This is a genomic window from Thermanaerosceptrum fracticalcis (assembly GCF_000746025.2).
GTDB classification, from domain to species: domain Bacteria; phylum Bacillota; class Peptococcia; order DRI-13; family DRI-13; genus Thermanaerosceptrum; species Thermanaerosceptrum fracticalcis.
This window is the reverse complement of the sequence record NZ_CP045798.1, coordinates 1206492-1223831: the sequence shown is the minus strand read 5'-3', so window position 1 is coordinate 1223831 and position 17340 is coordinate 1206492. Positions and strand designations below refer to the sequence as shown.

At 46.8% G+C, this 17340-nt stretch carries 16 protein-coding genes; 15 read left to right on the top strand and 1 reads right to left on the bottom strand.

The annotated features are described in order from the left end of the window. Positions 1–45 precede the first annotated feature (45 nt). The 13 genes from priA (at position 46) to hslO (ending at position 13929) form a co-directional block, all read left to right on the top strand. A complete protein-coding gene (gene priA, locus BR63_RS06510; RefSeq protein WP_034423825.1) occupies positions 46–2469 on the top strand; it encodes a primosomal protein N' in 2424 nt (807 codons plus the stop codon). Positions 2470–2480: 11 nt separating this feature from the next. Then, positions 2481–2939 (top strand): peptide deformylase, encoded by a 459-nt coding sequence (def, locus tag BR63_RS06505; RefSeq protein ID WP_034423827.1) that lies wholly within the window; start codon positions 2481–2483, stop codon positions 2937–2939. Positions 2940–2947: 8 nt separating this feature from the next. Then, positions 2948–3889 (top strand): methionyl-tRNA formyltransferase, encoded by a 942-nt coding sequence (gene fmt / locus BR63_RS06500; protein ID WP_034423828.1) that lies wholly within the window; start codon positions 2948–2950, stop codon positions 3887–3889. Next, the gene (locus BR63_RS06495) at positions 3870–4649 is read left to right on the top strand and encodes a DUF116 domain-containing protein (RefSeq protein ID WP_034423830.1); all 780 of its coding nucleotides are present in this window, start codon (positions 3870–3872) and stop codon (positions 4647–4649) included. The genes fmt and BR63_RS06495 overlap by 20 nt, the downstream gene beginning before the upstream one ends. 3 nt (positions 4650–4652) lie before the next feature. Continuing rightward, positions 4653–5354, top strand: a complete 702-nt coding sequence (locus BR63_RS06490) for a zinc metallopeptidase (protein ID WP_034423832.1) — start codon at positions 4653–4655, stop codon at positions 5352–5354. Between the two features lie 6 nt (positions 5355–5360). Beyond that, positions 5361–6716: a 16S rRNA (cytosine(967)-C(5))-methyltransferase RsmB gene (gene rsmB / locus BR63_RS06485; protein ID WP_034423835.1), complete on the top strand. Its 1356-nt coding sequence runs from the start codon at positions 5361–5363 to the stop codon at positions 6714–6716. A 39-nt stretch (positions 6717–6755) separates the two neighbouring features. Continuing rightward, the gene (rlmN, locus tag BR63_RS06480) at positions 6756–7835 is read left to right on the top strand and encodes a dual-specificity RNA methyltransferase RlmN (RefSeq protein WP_051965999.1); all 1080 of its coding nucleotides are present in this window, start codon (positions 6756–6758) and stop codon (positions 7833–7835) included. Between the two features lie 15 nt (positions 7836–7850). Further along, positions 7851–8561, top strand: a complete 711-nt coding sequence (locus tag BR63_RS06475) for a Stp1/IreP family PP2C-type Ser/Thr phosphatase (protein ID WP_034423837.1) — start codon at positions 7851–7853, stop codon at positions 8559–8561. Positions 8562–8575: 14 nt separating this feature from the next. Next, complete coding sequence (pknB, locus tag BR63_RS06470; RefSeq protein WP_081908234.1) at positions 8576–10450, top strand: Stk1 family PASTA domain-containing Ser/Thr kinase; 1875 nt, start codon at positions 8576–8578, stop codon at positions 10448–10450. 9 nt (positions 10451–10459) lie between these two features. Beyond that, positions 10460–11347: a ribosome small subunit-dependent GTPase A gene (gene rsgA, locus BR63_RS06465; RefSeq protein WP_034423841.1), complete on the top strand. Its 888-nt coding sequence runs from the start codon at positions 10460–10462 to the stop codon at positions 11345–11347. Between the two features lies 1 nt (position 11348). Next, positions 11349–12005, top strand: coding sequence for a ribulose-phosphate 3-epimerase (gene rpe, locus BR63_RS06460; protein ID WP_034423843.1), 657 nt, complete (start codon positions 11349–11351; stop codon positions 12003–12005). Positions 12006–12362: 357 nt separating this feature from the next. Beyond that, complete coding sequence (locus tag BR63_RS06455; RefSeq protein ID WP_034423845.1) at positions 12363–13016, top strand: thiamine diphosphokinase; 654 nt, start codon at positions 12363–12365, stop codon at positions 13014–13016. A gap of 28 nt (positions 13017–13044) precedes the next feature. After that, the gene (gene hslO, locus BR63_RS06450) at positions 13045–13929 is read left to right on the top strand and encodes an Hsp33 family molecular chaperone HslO (protein WP_034423847.1); all 885 of its coding nucleotides are present in this window, start codon (positions 13045–13047) and stop codon (positions 13927–13929) included. Between the two features lie 188 nt (positions 13930–14117). On the opposite strand, the gene rpmB is transcribed toward hslO, so the two are convergent. Then, positions 14118–14309: a 50S ribosomal protein L28 gene (gene rpmB / locus BR63_RS06445; protein ID WP_034423849.1), complete on the bottom strand. Its 192-nt coding sequence runs from the start codon at positions 14307–14309 to the stop codon at positions 14118–14120. 146 nt (positions 14310–14455) lie between these two features. On the opposite strand from rpmB, the gene BR63_RS06440 reads away from it, so the two are divergent. Further along, positions 14456–15445: a biotin--[acetyl-CoA-carboxylase] ligase gene (locus BR63_RS06440; RefSeq protein WP_034423851.1), complete on the top strand. Its 990-nt coding sequence runs from the start codon at positions 14456–14458 to the stop codon at positions 15443–15445. Between the two features lie 606 nt (positions 15446–16051). Next, on the top strand, positions 16052–17332 hold the full coding sequence (locus BR63_RS06435) for an SLC13 family permease (RefSeq protein ID WP_034423853.1): 1281 nt from the start codon (positions 16052–16054) through the stop codon (positions 17330–17332). Positions 17333–17340 lie beyond the last annotated feature (8 nt).

Genomic DNA, 17340 nt, shown 5'->3' with positions numbered 1-17340 from the left:
TGTTATAATTAACTAAGAATTAATCTCAATAAAGGGAGAAAAGGTATGTTCTGCGATGTCTTAATCTTACAACCGGAAAGCAACCATGATCAGATTTACACCTACCTTCTCCCGGAAAAAGCGGAAGCTCAAGTAGGTTCTCTTGTTTCCGTACCCGTGCGCCAGCACTTGCTGCAGGGCCTTATCCTGAAGATTTACGAAGAAAAACCCCAGCTCAAGATGATAAAGCCCCTTAAAGAAGTATTGAGTGACGAACCTACCCTCAGTTCTTCTGGGCTTAAGCTGGCTTCCTGGCTTTCAGATTATTATGTATGTTCCTTAAATAAAGCGGTGCAAGTTTTTTTGCCCCCCCCTGTCCGGCAGAAAGAAAAGGAGATTTTGCTGCCCGGGCCGGCTAAACCGGAGGCGCATTTGTTTTTTAGCGAAATAGAGAAAGCTATCTTTCAAGAAGTAATGGATAATGAGGCTCGGGGAATTACCCGCCGGCAGATCGTGGAGAAGTACGGGATAGAGGCTAAAGCTGCCCTGGAAAGCCTTAAGAAAGCCGGCTGTTTGCAGGTAAACAAAGTCTTTGCTCCAAGGGTTCTTGCCAAAAAGATAAGGGCTGTCCGTTTAACTGGCCAGTGTAAGGATGGGGAGACCATCAGGAGAAAGGCGCCGCGCCAGGCTGAAATTATAGAAATGCTAAAGGCAGGCCCGAAACTTATTTCCGAACTGCAAAAGGACGGTAAAAGTGTAAGCCCTGTATTAAAAGCTTTAAAAGAAAAAGGATGGGTTGAAACATTTGAGGTAGAAGCTGGACGGGATCCCAAAAGCGTGATCCTGGAGACAAAAAGACCGCTCATGCTTAACGGGTACCAGCAGGCCGCCTGCCAGGCCATCTGTGAGTCTATCAGAAAGCAGGATGCTCAAACCTTTTATCTATTTGGGGTTACGGGCAGTGGGAAGACAGAGGTCTATCTCAAAGCAGTGGAGGAGGCCCTGAGTCTGGGCAAGCAAACCTTATATCTTGTCCCTGAAATAGCCCTGACGCCGCAGATAACCTCAATCTTGCTAGACGCCTTTGGGCCCGAGGTAGCTGTGCTACATAGTGCCTTATCGGCCGGGGAAAGATATGATGAATGGATGAGGATTCGCCGGGGAGAGGCCCGGGTGATTTTAGGTCCCCGATCTGCTGTGTTCGCGCCTTTTTCCGACTTAGGCCTGATTATTATAGATGAAGAACATGAGAATACCTACAAACAGAATGAACCAGATCCCCGCTATGATGCCAGGCAGGTTGCCTTAGAGTTGGCAAAGTATTATCAGGCTACACTGGTTTTCGGATCGGCCACGCCTTCCCTGCAGGGCTTTTATAAAGCCACCGAAGGACAATACCGGCTGCTGGAACTTCCCCAAAGAGCGGGCCAACATCCCTTACCGGATATCACAATTATTGATATGAAAAAAGAAATTAAGGAGGGAAATACGAGCCTTTTCAGCAGCGTCCTGATTGGTTCTCTGAAAAGGGTCTTGGCTTCCGGGGAACAGGCCATACTTTTTATCAATAGGCGGGGATATCATACTTTTGTTTTATGCCGGGAGTGCGGGCATCCCCTGATGTGTCCTCACTGCAGCATTACCTTAACCTATCATGCTACCGGACAAGTGTTAACCTGCCACTACTGCGGCTTTAAGCGGGCGGTGCCGCGCAGTTGTCCTGCCTGTGGCAGCGGCTTTATCCGTTTTTTTGGTACAGGAACGGAAAGGGTAGAGCGGGAGTGCAGTAAACTCTTCCCCCAGACCCGTTATGTGCGGATGGACACGGATACTACCCAAAACAAGGGGAGTCATGCTGCCATTCTCAAAGAGTTTGCCGAGGGGAAAGCCCAGATTCTTATAGGCACCCAGATGGTAGCGAAAGGTTTTGATTTTCCCGCTGTGACCCTGGTGGGAGTGATCAATGCCGATACACTCCTCAATATGCCGGATTTCCAGGCGGCAGAGAGAACTTTCCAGCTTCTGACCCAGGTAGCGGGCAGGGCCGGGCGGGGCGAGAAAAAGGGAGAAGTCCTGGTGCAAACCCATTACCCGGAACATTTCCTTTTTCCAACGATTGTGCAAAATGATTACAGGCTGTTCTTTCAACAGGAAATGCAGAATCGCCTAATTCTCCAATATCCCCCTTATCATTACCTGACACGCGTCTTAATAAGTGGATTTGTTGAGAAAAAAGTAGTAGAAAGGGTGGAATTTTTTGCGAAAATGCTTAAAATAGAGATAAATAGCTCCCGGTATAAAACTGAATTGTTAGGGCCTACGCCTGCTCCCATTGCTATCATTAGGGGGCGCTACCGCTATCATCTCCTGCTCAAAAGCGAAAACCTCACCTTTCTACAAAAGCTTGCCCGGCTAATTAAGGATAAAGCCGGGGAGTTACCCCTGGAACCCAGGACAATTATCGATATTGAACCCCAAAGTATACTGTAAGGAGTGTAAGAATGGCCGTCTATCAGATTGTAAAAAAAGGTGATCCCATTCTGAGGGAAAAAGCCAAAGAAGTGAAAGAGATCAATGACAGCATCCTAAAATTATTAGACAATATGAAAGAGACCATGTATGCCGCTAACGGTGTGGGTTTGGCTGCACCCCAGATAGGTGTTTCCAAATGTGTCATCGTTGTGGATATCGGAGATGAAGAATTATTCGAGCTGATTAACCCGCAAATTGTCTTTAGCGAGGGCCTGGAAACGGATACAGAAGGGTGTCTCAGTGTACCTGGTATAGTGGGAGAGGTAGCCAGGGCAAAAAAGATTAAAATAAAGGGTCTCAACCGTCAAGGAAAAACCGTAGAAATTGAAGCCGAAGACTTATTGGCCAGGGCCTTTCAGCATGAGATGGATCATTTGGATGGTATTCTCTTTATTGATAAAGCGCAAAATTTACGAACTGTGGAGTAGGAGGCACAATGCGCATAGTTTTCATGGGAACACCGGAGTTTGCCGTGCCTTCCCTTAAAGCCTTATATGAGGCGGGACATGAGATTATTGCGGTAATCACTCAGCCGGATCGTCCCAGAGGGAGGGGGCAAAAACTAAGTTTACCACCGGTAAAAGAGGCTGCTTTAGCCTTGGGATTAAACATTTATCAACCCCATAAAATCAGAGAACAAGGGTTTGTGGAGATACTGGAGGATCTTTCACCGGATTTAATCGTTGTGGTGGCTTTTGGACAGATTTTACCCCCAAATATTTTAAGTATGCCGCCTTACGGCTGTATTAATGTTCATGCTTCACTTTTGCCTGCTTATCGTGGTCCTGCTCCCATTCATTGGGCGATTATGAACGGTGAAAAGGTTACCGGGATTACGACTATGCTGATGGATACGGGTCTGGATACAGGAGATATGCTCTTAAAGGAAGAGGTTCCTATTTCTCCGGACATGACCACAGGGGAACTCCATGACCTTTTAGCCCAGGTTGGTGCCGGTCTTCTGGTAAAAACCATTGAACTCTGGCAGGATAAAAAGATTTCACCTATCTCGCAAAATGGGTTAGCCTTTAGCTATGCTCCTCTTTTAAAAAGGGAGCATGAATTAATACAGTGGGAAAAGACGGCTGAGACCATCTTTAACCAGATTAGGGGTCTGGAACCTTGGCCGGGGGCATATACCATGCATAAAGGCAGTATTCTGAAAATAAGGGGAGCCCAAATTTATCACCAGACGGAACAAAAAGCCCAGCCTGGTACAGTTCTTAAGATTGTGAAGGATCGGGGGTTCGTTGTGCAAACAGGGGAAGGGAGTATTTTAGTTACAAAAGTACAGCCCTTTGGCAAACAGACTATGGCTGCCACAAGTTTTTGTAATGGTTATCATCTCGAGGTAGGCTATGTTTTCGGAACATCTTAAAATTGACCAGCATATCAAGAAAAGACTATATATTGGTCTTTTGGGTCTTAGCCTTACCACTTTATTATTCATTCTATTTCTGGCCTGGTGGATTGTGTCACGCCAGGGGCTATTGCTGAACAAAGTCATTCTTACTGTGGTCGTGGCGGTTATTATCTGTTTTTTCCTGGTGCTGGGCCTGGGACTGGTTGCCCTGGTCTGGAGCATTTGGCACGCCAAAACCATTCCCTCTTTGGAAAATGTCATGTACACAGCCACCAATGTCCTATTCCCCTTTGCCCTCCAGTTTGGCAAATGGCTGGGTGTGGATGAGGATAAAATTAAAAATTCCTATATCCAGGTATCCAACCAGCTTGTCAAGACAACCGTAAAATCTCAACCGAAAAAGCGCATTCTGATCCTGGCTCCCCACTGTTTACAATGGGTGGAGTGCCCGCATAAAATTACTATTGACGTCAATAACTGCAGAGAATGTGGTAAATGCCCGGTGGAGAGTCTCTTAAAGATTGCCCGACAGTATCAGGTGAACCTGGTGGTAGCCACAGGCGGCACCTTTGCCCGCAAGTTTATTAAAGAATACAGGCCGGAAGCTGTAGTGGCCATTGCCTGTGAACGGGATTTGACCAGTGGTCTCCAGGATACAGTGGGTTTACCTGTCATGGGTGTGGTCAATCAACGTCCCGAAGGGCCTTGTTGTAATACCCTGGTTGATCTTGGTAAAGTAGAGGAAGCCATCAAGTTCTTTCAAGAAGGAGGTTAGAGTATGTTTTACGGTCCATTTTTTGATCCTACCATGATTATTTTGATCCCGGGTATCCTTTTGGCCATGTATGCCCAGTACAAAGTATCGTCCACCTTTGATTATTTCGCTCGTGTGGCCTCAGCCTGTGGTATGACGGGCGCTCAAGTGGCCAGGGAAATTTTAAGACAGCAGGGCTTGGACCATGTGGAAGTGGAGATGACCGAGGGGCATCTCAGTGACCACTATGATCCCCGAACGAAAGTAGTAAGACTGTCACCCCAGGTCTACCGTGGTACTTCCCTGGCCGCCTTAGGTGTGGCTGCCCACGAAACGGGTCATGCCATCCAGCATGATGTGGGCTATTTGCCCCTGAATATCAGGCACAGCCTGTTGCCTGTAGCCTCTTTCGGCTCTAACCTGGCCCTGCCCCTTTTCATCCTGGGACTGATCCTGGCCAGTCCTACTCTGGTTAAGTTTGGGGTGTATCTCTTTTCTGCCGTAGTTCTTTTCCAGTTAATTACTCTCCCTGTAGAATTTAATGCTTCCAGCCGGGCCCTGGCTGTCCTGGAGGGACGCGGTTTTATTTCCCGTGGGGAAGTGCCGGGGACTAAGGCTGTACTGGATGCCGCCGCCCTTACCTATGTGGCAGCAGCTTTAGTAGCCGTCTTGAATTTGGTTAGACTATTACTGTTATCGGGATTATTAGGACGAAGGGACGAATAGTAGAGGATGAAAGCTAGAGAACTAGCTTATAGGGTTCTTTTAAAAGTCGAGGAGGGTGGCTATGCCAACATCCTCCTCGATGATTATTTAAACAGGTATGAACTTTCCTCCCTGGACCGGGCTTTTGTTACCGAACTGGTGTATGGTACCATCAAATACCAGGCCAGGCTGGATTGGTTCATTGATCAACTGGTAAAAAAAGCGGGTAAACTGGAAACAGGCCCCCGCCTTTTACTGCGCTTGGCTTTTTATCAATTGAACCACATGGACAGAGTGCCGCAGGCCGCCGTCACCGATGAGGCCGTTAAACTGGCCAAAAAGTTGTTTCATACGGGGGTAGCCGGTTTAATCAATGGTGTTTTACGTAACTATCTGCGTAATCCTAAAAAGATCAAACTCCCCCGCCAAGAGGACGACCCTCTTTTATATTTGGAAGTGGTTTATTCTCATCCCCGCTGGATGGTACGGCGCTGGTTAGATCGTTACGGGCTGGAGAACACCATTAAGCTTTGTGAATTTAACAACGCTCCGGCCGATTTATGGATCAGGACAAATACTCTGCGGACAATCAGAGAGTCACTACAGGAACGTTTGATCGCGGAAGGGTGTGAGGTGGCTGTAAGCCATAAAGTTCCGGAAGGGCTTCTTTTAAAATCAGCGCCCCCCTTAAGTAAATTGTCCTCCTTTCAAGCAGGATTGTTTACAGTACAAGACGAAAGTTCTATGTTAGTGGCCCACATGTTAAAACCCCAGCCTCATCAGACGGTTTTGGACGTGTGCGCAGGCCCAGGCGGCAAGACTACCCATTTGGCTCAGCTCATGGAGGATAAAGGACTCATTGTGGCCTGTGATGTCCATGAGCACCGTCTTAATTTGATAAACGAAAATGCCAGGCGGTTAGGAATTACGATCATTAGGACACAACTGCAAGATGCCACCAAAATCGGTGAAATAGCAAAAGCCCATTATCCGCTGATTTTGGTTGACGCCCCCTGTTCCGGTCTGGGTGTCATCCGCCGGCGCCCCGATGCCCGCTGGCGGAAGAAGCCTGAGGATATTGCGACACTTGTGAGCCTGCAGAAGGCAATTTTAGAGAGTGTATTAAAGGTATTGGCACCGGGGGGACGCCTTATCTACAGCACCTGTACTATAGAACCGGAAGAAAATTTTGGCGTCATTGAAGCCATTAAAGCCTCTCATCCTGAACTCAAAAGCATCAATCTTAAACCGTACCTTCCCTATGAACCTGCCGGCAGTGAGGAAACAGCTCAATTGGAACAGGGAATGAGGCAGTTTTTACCCTTTGAGGATGGGATGGACGGTTTCTTTATCGCAGGTTTAGAAAAGCCTTTACCAAGTTGATAATATTAGTAAACCCGAGTAAAGATAATGGAGAGGGCCATGAAGGAAGCTAAAGCTGACATCCGGGGACTGACATTAGAGGAAATGAAAGAGTTATTAACTTCTTTGGGGGAAAAATCTTTTCGAGGTCAGCAAATATTTCAGTGGGTCCAGGATAAAGCAGTCCAGAACTGGACGGAAATGCGCAATATCGGTCAAGAAACAAAAACAAAGCTGGAACAATATGCTGAATTTACACCTCATAAACTGCTTACAGAACGGATAAGCCATGATGGCACACGAAAATTTCTGTGGGAGTTAAAAGATGGACGGAATATCGAAAGCGTGTTGCTACACCATACGGGCGATATCACGAAGACACGCTATACAGTTTGCCTTTCCACACAAGTGGGTTGTCCCATGGGATGCGGTTTCTGTGCCACGGGTAAACTAAAGTTTACCAGGAATCTCACGGCCGGTGAAATTGCTGGGCAGGTCCTGGATATTACTTATCACAGGCGCAAAGTCGAGAATGACTTTAAAATCAATAACGTGGTCTATATGGGGATGGGAGAACCACTCCTTAACTTAGCGGCTGTATTAAAAAGCATCCGTATTTTAAATCATGAACAAGGACAAAATATCGGCATCCGCCGCTTTACCATATCTACTTGTGGTTTGGTACCCCAGATTAGAGAATTAGCCCGGGAGAAACTGGATATTGTCCTGGCTGTCTCCCTCCATGCACCCACCAATGAGCTGCGCAATCAGATCATGCCCGTTAATCAAAAATATCCTTTAGAGGAACTAATTAAGGCCTGCCGTGAATACATAGAACTCACGGGGCGAAGAATCACCTTTGAATATGCTTTGGTAAAAGGATTTAATGACGGGCTTAAGGAAGTCCATGCTCTGGTGAAACTTCTCCGGGGCCTGGAAGCCAATGTCAATATTATTCCTGTGAATACTACAGACAATAATGTTTACCAGCGCCCGGCCTTAACGGAAGTGTACAGGTTTGTAAAAGCTCTGGAGGATAACGGTATCAAAGCTGTCATCCGTGAAGAAAAAGGTAGCGATATCCAGGCTGCGTGTGGACAATTGGCAGGGACTTATCCCGTCAATGTTGCACCTCGGTAGGTGTGAGGTGAGAGTATGCATGTGAATGCTTTAACAGATGTAGGACTTGTCCGTAAAGATAATGAGGATAACTATCTGGTCTCTGCTGACAGAGGCCTCTTTGTTGTGGCCGACGGTATGGGCGGCCATTTGGGAGGGGCTGTGGCCAGCAGTATGGCGATTAAAGTGATAGATGAAGAAATACGGGAACCCCATCTGGAGGAGAACCCCAGCCGTTTACTCCACACGGCGCTGTTAAAAGCCAATTCCTTAATTTTGCAGCAAGGTCAGAGTGAGAATCTTTGCGGAATGGGAACTACCGTCACGGCGGCTTTGTTTCAAAAAGGCTCAATTTACATCGCCCATATCGGTGATAGTCGAGCTTATTTATACCGTGACCAGGCTCTTACTCTCTTGACCCAGGACCATTCCCTGGTGAACGAACTCCTGCAAAAAGGAGGTATCACCGTGGAAGAAGCCCAGTATCATCCGCAGCGTAATATCTTAACGAGAGCTTTGGGAACCCAGGTGCTGCCCCAGATTGACTTTACCACAACACCGGCTTTACCGGGGGATATGTTGCTTTTATGCACAGACGGACTGTCCAACCACGTGACGGACCAGGAAATTAAGACGGTCCTTAGTGAGGAAAGCAATTTAAAACAAAAAGTCAAGCATTTGGTGAACCTGGCCTTGGAACGCGGTGGAAACGATAATATTACAGTTGTGCTTGTCCAGTATGAATAAAACCCTGTGGAACAATGAACTGTCAGACAGAAAGGGGTGAGATGGTGATTGGTCGGCTGTTGGGTAACCGTTATGAAATATTAGAACAAATCGGTGGCGGGGGTATGTCCCTGGTTTACCGGGCAAGAGATATTTATCTGAATAGGTTGGTAGCTGTTAAAGTTTTGCGGGAGCAATTTACCAGTGATGAAGAATTTGTGGCTCGTTTTAGGCGGGAAGCCCAGGCTGTCGCCAGTCTCTCTCATGCCAATATCGTCAGCATATATGATGTAGGGCAAGAAAAAGAAACCTATTACCTGGTGATGGAATTCATTCAGGGGCGAAATCTTAAAGAGATTATTAAAGAAGAAGGGTCTCTTTCACCTAAAGATGCTGTTGATATTGCTAAGCAGATTTGTGATGCTTTGGAACACGCCCATGACAACCAGATTATTCATCGTGATATAAAACCCCATAACATTATCATTACTGCCCAGGGAAAAGTGAAGGTCACGGATTTTGGTATTGCGCGGGCCATGACCACGGCGACGGTGACCCATACCGGCAGTATCATGGGCTCTGTTCATTACTTTTCCCCGGAACAGGCCAAGGGAGAAATTGCCGATGAAAAATCCGATATTTATTCCCTGGGAGTTGTGCTTTATGAGATGCTGACAGGTGTACTGCCTTTCGAAGGCGAGTCCCCTATCAGTATTGCCTTGAAGAAGTTGCAATCTGACCCTGTCCCTCCCCGTAAGATAAACCCGGCTATCGGTGAGGCCATAGAACAGGTGATCCTGAGAGCCATGGACAAGGAGCCCCTTCACCGTTACCCTTCCGTGAGGGAACTGCGCCAGGATCTTATATCCGCGCTTCTTTACAACCGGCTGGAGCATAAACCGGTGGACAAAACCGTAACCGAGGATACCATTACCATACCCAGGTTGAATAGGGAGCAGCCCAGGAAAGATGACCTGGCCGCCCCCTTGAAGCTGTGGACCTGGGTCATGATTGTCCTCCTTATTTTGGGTTTTGCCATTGGCATGTATTTATCGGCTACCGTCTTGGCCAGAGGCGACGTGACTGTTCCTAACATAGTGGAATTGAGTGTAGAGGAAGGGAGAGAAAAGCTGGAAAAAGCGGGTTTAAGCCTTGGTGAGGTACAATCCGTTAACCATCCCACCATTGCCAAAGGACTAATTACTTCCCAATCCCCCGGTGCCAGTGAAATTGTGAAAAAAAACCGAACCGTCGATGTGCTGGTCAGTGAAGGACCTACCATGGTCACTGTTCCCAACGTCGTGAACAGTTCTTTTGCCGTAGCTCAAGTTACCCTGGACAATCAAAAACTAGTAGTAGGGGAAGTGACCAGGGTCTATCATAAACAGATTCCCGCCGGTGAAGTGATTCACCAGGATCCTGCCAAAGATAAACAGGTAGTGGAAGGCACAGCCGTGAACCTTGTTGTCAGTAAAGGGCCGGAGCCCATCTGGATTAAGATGCCGAATCTCACTGGCCTGCCCCTTTACCAGGCCAAGGTTATCCTGGAAACTAACAAATTGATTCCTGGCTTTATCCAACCGGAAACCAACTATAAATACCCCAAAGACCAGGTTATTCGCCAGGATCCCGGGCCGGAAAGCGAAATATTGCAGGGTTCCACTGTCAACCTGGTGGTCAGTGCAGGACCGGGTCCCGCAGGAGAACAGGCCAATGTTACGGTGACGCTCCCCAGCGATGGTCTTGTGCGAATTGTTGTCAACGATGACCGGGGAGTTAATGTAGCTTATGAGAAATCCCACAGCGGGGGGGAAGTTGTAAAGCGGCGTATCAGTTATTTCGGCTCCGGCTTTATCGAAGTTTATGTGAATAACAGACTGGTGGAACGAAAACCGGTCCCGGTAAGCTAGGTGATGGTGATGACCAGAGAAGGAATTATAACTAAAGGTTACAGCGGTTTTTACTATGTGTGGGATGGGAACAGCCTCTGGGAATGTTCCTTACGGGGTAAATTCCGGGTAAAGAAGCAGACGTTTCTTCCAGGGGACCGTGTCATCATTAACGTCCTCGATGAAGACCGGAAAAAGGCAGTCATAGAACAGGTATTACCCCGGAAGACGGAACTGGTGCGTCCAACTGTTGCCAATGTGGACCAGGCTGTGATTGTTACTGCCCTGGCCAATCCGAACCCGGATTTCCGGCTTCTGGACAGACTGCTGGTGATGGTCCAGTTCAGTTTAGTTGTTCCTGTACTGTGTTTTAATAAATGTGATATGGTATCTCCCGCTGAGTCCCAAAGGGTAAAAGAAGTATATGAAAAAGCTGGGTTCCCCTCTATTTTGGCCAGTGCCAAAAAAGGCTGGGGGCTGGACCAGCTAAAAGAGGTTCTCAAAGATAAAATCTCAGTTTTTGCCGGGTCCTCGGGAGTGGGCAAGTCAAGTTTGCTCAATGCTTTAGAACCCGGTCTTTCTTTAAAAACAGGAGAAATCAGCGAAAAAATGGGACGGGGAAAACATACTACCCGGCATGTGGAATTGATTCATTTGTCTTCAGGCGGCTTCATTGCTGATACTCCCGGTTTTAGCAGTATTTACCTGCCTAAAGAATTAAAGCGGGAAGAGTTGATCAAATATTATCCCGATTTTCTTGAGTATCAACAACTGTGCCGTTTTACGACCTGTTTGCACCGTGATGAACCCCAATGTGCCGTCAAAGAAGCAGTAGCCTTGGGGAATCTGGATAAAATGAGATACGAGAGGTATATAGGTATTTTAGAAGAGGTTATTGAACAGGAGAGGAGGTACTAACATGGTTTTACTGGCCCCATCTATCCTATCCGCTGATTTCAGCCGTTTAGGTGAGGCTGTGGCCTATGTAGAAAAGGCTGGTGCCCACTGGCTCCATATCGATGTGATGGACGGTCACTTTGTCCCCAATATCACCATCGGCCCCGGAGTGGTAAAAGCCTTAAGACCCAAAAGCCAGCTTTTATTTGATGTGCATTTGATGGTGGAGCGCCCTGAACTGTACCTCCGGGATTTCCGGGCTGCAGGTGCGGACTTGTTAACCGTACACGCCGAGGTTTGCCCTCATTTGCACCGGGTTATCCAGGCCATAAAAGAAACAGGAGCTAAAGCCGGCGTAGCGCTAAATCCTCATACACCTCTTGATATTATCAAGTACGTATTGGAGGACCTGGATATGGTGCTGTTAATGAGTGTCAATCCCGGTTTCGGCGGCCAGAGTTTCATTCCCAATGTTTTGCCAAAGATTAGCCTGCTCAAGGAATGGGCTAAGGAGAGAAATCCGGAACTGTATATACAGGTGGACGGTGGTATCAATAAAGAAACTGCTCCCCTGGTGGTAGAAGCGGGAGCCAATGTTTTGGTCGCTGGTTCTTTTGTGTTTAATCATCCTAATCCTGCTCAGGCCGTGGCCCAGCTCATGGAATCCGCCCAGACGTAAATAAGCCGCCTTGTGCGGCTTTTTTCGACTATACGATTTCCGACATCCGCTTTCCGAAAATACCCTGAAATTATCAATCAGAATGAAGGTTTTGCCACCTAAGCATAATCGTTAACCGTAAACCGTGAACCGTTAACCGATTTCTGACAACCAACCGCCGATAATGATAGTTCTACTTCAAAGATACATAATATTAATTCTTGGGACGTCGGAAGTCGGATATCGGGAGGCGAAGCCGTATTCGTCAAAAAAGACATCGGATATCGGAAAGCGGATATTGATTTACTAGCAAATAGCAACTAATAAATAGTAACTAGTAACTTACTTAACAACTATCAACTAAAACGGGGTGAAAACATGTCTGAAAAAAAATGTGTAATCATAGCCGGCGGCTCACTTAACGATGTGGAGTTTCATAAAGAAATTGTGGCCGAGGCTGACTTCCTGATCTGTGCCGATGGGGGGGCCAGACACGCTAAAAGAATGGGTATTTTACCCGATTTGGTAGTGGGAGACTTTGATACCCTAACCGAGCTAGAACTGGAGGAATTACGGGTAGCCGGTGTTAAAACCGAGCAATATCCCCGGGAGAAAGATTTTACCGATACTCACCTGGCCCTTCTAAAAGCTATGGAAATGGGATACACACAGGTGGATTTGTTGGGCTGCCTGGGTGGGCGTTTTGACCATGCTTATGCCAATGTCATATTACTGGCTTTACCCCAAGCCAGACACGCTAAAATCCGGATTTTGGATGAAACCCAGGAAATTATGCTGGTTTCCCGGAGCATGGTTTTAGAGGGGGAGCGGGGGAGTCAGGTATCACTTTTACCTCTCAGTGAGGTTGTCAAAGGCATTCGCACTGAAGGCCTTCTCTACCAGGTACCGGGAGGAACTTTTACCATGGGGGTCCCTAACGGGATCAGTAATGTCTTTGCGGAAAATCGCGTGAGTATTGAAATCGGAGAGGGGTTACTGCTAATAATCAGGCTGAGGGAGGAAAAGATTTAAAATTATTTTGTACTAAGGAGGGTCTATTTTGCATAACAGGTTGATCCGGGCCGCTACCCGGGACGGTTCCATAAGAGCAGCGGCCTGTATAGCCACAGAACTGGTAGAAACGGCAAGACGATGCCATGAGACCTCGCCAACGGCTACCGCGGCCTTGGGAAGGGCACTGATTGGGACAATGTTTTTGGGACTGAATCTTAAAGGTGAGGATACCCTTACAGTCCGCATTTTCGGCGATGGTCCCCTGGGAGGCATTATTACCCAGGCCGATGCCAATTACTCCGTACGTGGATATGTGCAGGAACCCCATGTCCATCTGCCGCCTACATCCCAGGGCAAACTGGATGTGGGAAGAGCTGTGGGCAAGGATGGATTTATCTATGTTACCAAAGACTTAGGTCTTAAAGAACCTTATACAGGGAGCAGCCCACTGGTCAGTGGGGAAATTGCCGAAGACTTTGCCTATTTTCTTCACCAGTCGGAACAAACTCCTGCTGTCGTTGCTCTGGGAGTGTTAATTGACCGGGACCATACTTGCATTGCAGCAGGGGGATATTTTATCCAGGCCTTTCCCGGAGCCCAAGAAGACACCCTCGCTCAGCTCGAAAAAAACATTGGGGAGGTACCACCTGTTACCAATCTCATTGCCGATGGGTTCCAGGAAGTTGAGATTTTACAGAAGGTTTTTGGCAACATCCCTTTTGAAGTACTGGCGGAAGAAGACTGGCGTTTCTTGTGTCGCTGCGGGAAAGAACGCCTGGAAAAAATCTTAATCAGCCTGGGGCCCGAAGAATTGAAAGATATGCTGGAGAAAGAGCAGGGCGCCGAGCTGCGCTGCCATTTTTGCAACAAGCAGTATCACTTTTCCCGGGAGGAGATTGAGGCTTTGCTGGAGGAAATTAGAAGCTATTAGCGATATCCGACGTCCGCTTTCCGAATTCCGACGTGTTAGTAGCGTGAATGGGAGAACAAATAAAAGAAGCGGGACAATCCCGCTTCTTTATTTAGAAGTAATAAAAATACTTAAATTTAATTTCACTAGAAACTAATAACTAGTAACTAGTAACTCACAAATCACTGCCTACTGCCAACTAACAACTATTAGATGGCCCTTTGTATCTTACCGGAACGGAGGCAGCGAGTGCACACTCTTAATTTTTTAGGAGTACCGTTAACGATAGCCCGCACAGGTTGAAGGTTAGGTGACCAGGTCTTTTTTGTTCTGATGTGGGAGTGACTAACCTGCATACCGGTAGCTTTACCTTTGCCGCAAACGTCGCATTTGAATGACATAGAATCCACCTCCTTTAAGCCTGTGGAAATACCTAGAAATACGCATCACTCTTGTTATTTTATCAGAAACACTACGCTATTGCAACAATTTCTCTCTTAGGATAAGCTGGTTTTAGGAAATAAGTACAAGACAAGGGGAAAAAGACATGAAACAAGCCATATTACAAATGCTCATCGAGAACCAGGGGGAATATGTTTCCGGGGAACAAATCAGTAAAACGCTTCATGTAACAAGAACGGCTATCTGGAAGCAAATAAAAAATTTAAAACAAGAAGGATATGAGATTGATTCTTCGCCCCGCTTGGGCTACCGCCTGCTCTCCCGTCCCGATATTCTTAAGCCGGAAGAGATAAAAATCGGCTTAGCGACGGAAATTTTAGGCCGGGAACTTTATGTTTTTGAACAGGTTAATTCTACGAATGATTTAGCGAAAAAAAAGGCTGCCGAAGGAGCATCTCACGGTACGGTGGTAGTAGCTGATCAGCAGCTCAGCGGCAGGGGCCGTTTAGGCCGTCCCTGGGCTTCTCCTCCGGGCACTGGTCTTTGGTTTTCCGTGGTATTGCGCCCTCCTCTTAAACCATTTCTTGCCCCACAGCTAATCTTTGTCTCAGCTGTGGCTGTTTGCCATGCTATCCGGGATTATACGGGGCTTCCGGTCACCATAAAATGGCCTAATGATATCCTCTTCTCGGGTAAAAAAGTTTGTGGTATATTGACTGAGCTAAGTGCCGAAATAGACATCATTAATTATGTCGTTATAGGTATTGGCATTAATGTGAACCAGGAGATGGCTGACTTTCCCCCTGAATTACAGGAAAAAGCCATTTCCCTGGCTGTAGCCGGAAACACCAAATATAACAGGGTTGGGCTCTTGAAGGCCATCTTAAAAGAATTGGAAAAGGAATACGAAATATATCTCACCGAGGGTTTTCCGGCGGTACTAAAGCACTGGCGAAGCTTAACTTCCACCCTTGGACAAGAGGTAATGGTGTCATCTACAGATGAAACCTTTACCGGAGTGGCGGAAGATATCAACGGAGAAGGCTGCCTCCTGGTAAGAACAGAGGATGGAAATGTGCGCTCTGTCATGGTGGGAGATGTTTCCCTCCGTGGCAAAGAGGGACATTACCTCTAATTTATGTCTTGATTCTAGTACAAAAACCATATTTTTAAAGCACAGACACTATATATCGATTTACAAAAGAAAGGTTTATCTATATATAGCACAAGACTTCGTAAATCTCGACTTTTTGCAGCAGAATCATGTCTTGTAAAAAGGTTAAAAAATAATGTAGATTATAGTATGGATAGAGAAGGATTTCACAAAAAGATGACGAATAATTATTCTAAATTCCATACACCCCTTGCGAGGTAGACGAGTTCTGCCCCAAGCGACCCTGTGCGGCGCCTAAGGAGCAAGACCCGGCTAAGTAACATGGGAGTGCTTATTTTAATAAGTGCTTGTATGTTTAAATAGCTTGGCTCGGGTCAACAGTAGGCCCCACAGGTTACATTTGTTGTGTGCACCTGTTTTGTAAAAATCCCGACCAGCTACTTAAACAAGTAGTCAGTCGGTTTTTTTTATAATATCAGAAAGTATAACTTTCTGATATTAGGGGTGTTAGGGGACGGAGTCCCCTAAATTAGATAAGGAGGTGATGATGAAAAGACAGGTTACCCCAACTTAAGAAAAGAGAAGTAGAAGAACAGAAAACAACAATATTTTTGGAGGGTGATTTAAATGACAGCTGCAACTATTACTTTGCTCATTCTGGCTGCTGCCGCAGTGCTCTTTGTTACTGAGGTGATTCCTCTGGCTGTTACAGCCATGTCCGTGGCGGTAGTTTTAACCCTTACAGGTGTGCTGGATGCCAAAGCAGCTTTCAGCGGACTTATGGACAGTAACGTTATTCTTTTTGCCGGTATGTTTGTTGTTGGTCAGGCGCTATTTGAAACAGGGGTGGCTACCAAACTTGGTAATAGTGTTGTAAAGATAGCGGGGAAGAGCGAAAAGGCTTTGCTCGCTGCAGTGATGATCGTAGCTGCTGGTCTTTCTTCTGTACTTTCCAATACAGGTACCACGGCTGTCTTAATGCCTGTGACCATCAGTATTGCTGCTGCCGCCGGTTTCAGCCGCGGTAAACTATTAATGCCTTTGGCCCTGGCTGCAGGTCTGGGTGGTATGATTACCCTGGTAGGTACTCCACCAAACCTGGTAGTTAAAGGTGCCATTGAGAAAGCCGGGTTAGGAACTTTCGGTTTCTTTGAATTTGGTCTTATTGGTATTCCTCTTACTATTGCGGGCATTATTTATATGCTTACTATCGGTTATAAGCTTATCCCCGATCGGGGTGTAGACCAGGAGGAAGTGGCCGCAGCTGTTAAAGCGGAAGCGGGAAATAAGACGGCTAATTCTACTAAGCAGATGATTTCTATCCTTGTTATGATTGGTACTGTGTTAGCCATGATATTCGAGAAACAACTGGGTGTAGGACTTCACGTTTCCGCTACGATCGGTGCACTGGTTCTGGTCATCACCGGTGTAATGACTGACAAGCAGGCTTACAGAGCCATTGACTGGACCACTATCTTCCTCTTCGCTGGTATGTTGCCTTTGGCCCAGGCTCTGGATAAAACCGGTGCCGGTAAAATGATTGCCGATGTAGTTATTGGCCTGATTGGCAAAAACGCCAGTCCTTATGTCATTACTGCCGGCCTGTTCTTACTGGCTTGCAGTTTAACTCAGTTTATGTCAAATACTGCCAGCACAGCGCTTCTGGCACCTATTGGTATTGCTATTGCCAAAGGCCTTGGCGCCGATCCCAGAGCGGTATTAATGGCCATTGCCATTGCTGCGTCATGCGCCTTTGCCACTCCTGTAGGAACACCGCCTAACACCCTTGTCCTAGGACCTGGCAATTACAAGTTCATGGATTATGTTAAAGTAGGTACTCCGCTCATCGTCGTTATGTTTGTGGTTTCTGTAGCTCTGATTCCTATGATCTGGCCATTCTTTAAATAAAAAATACT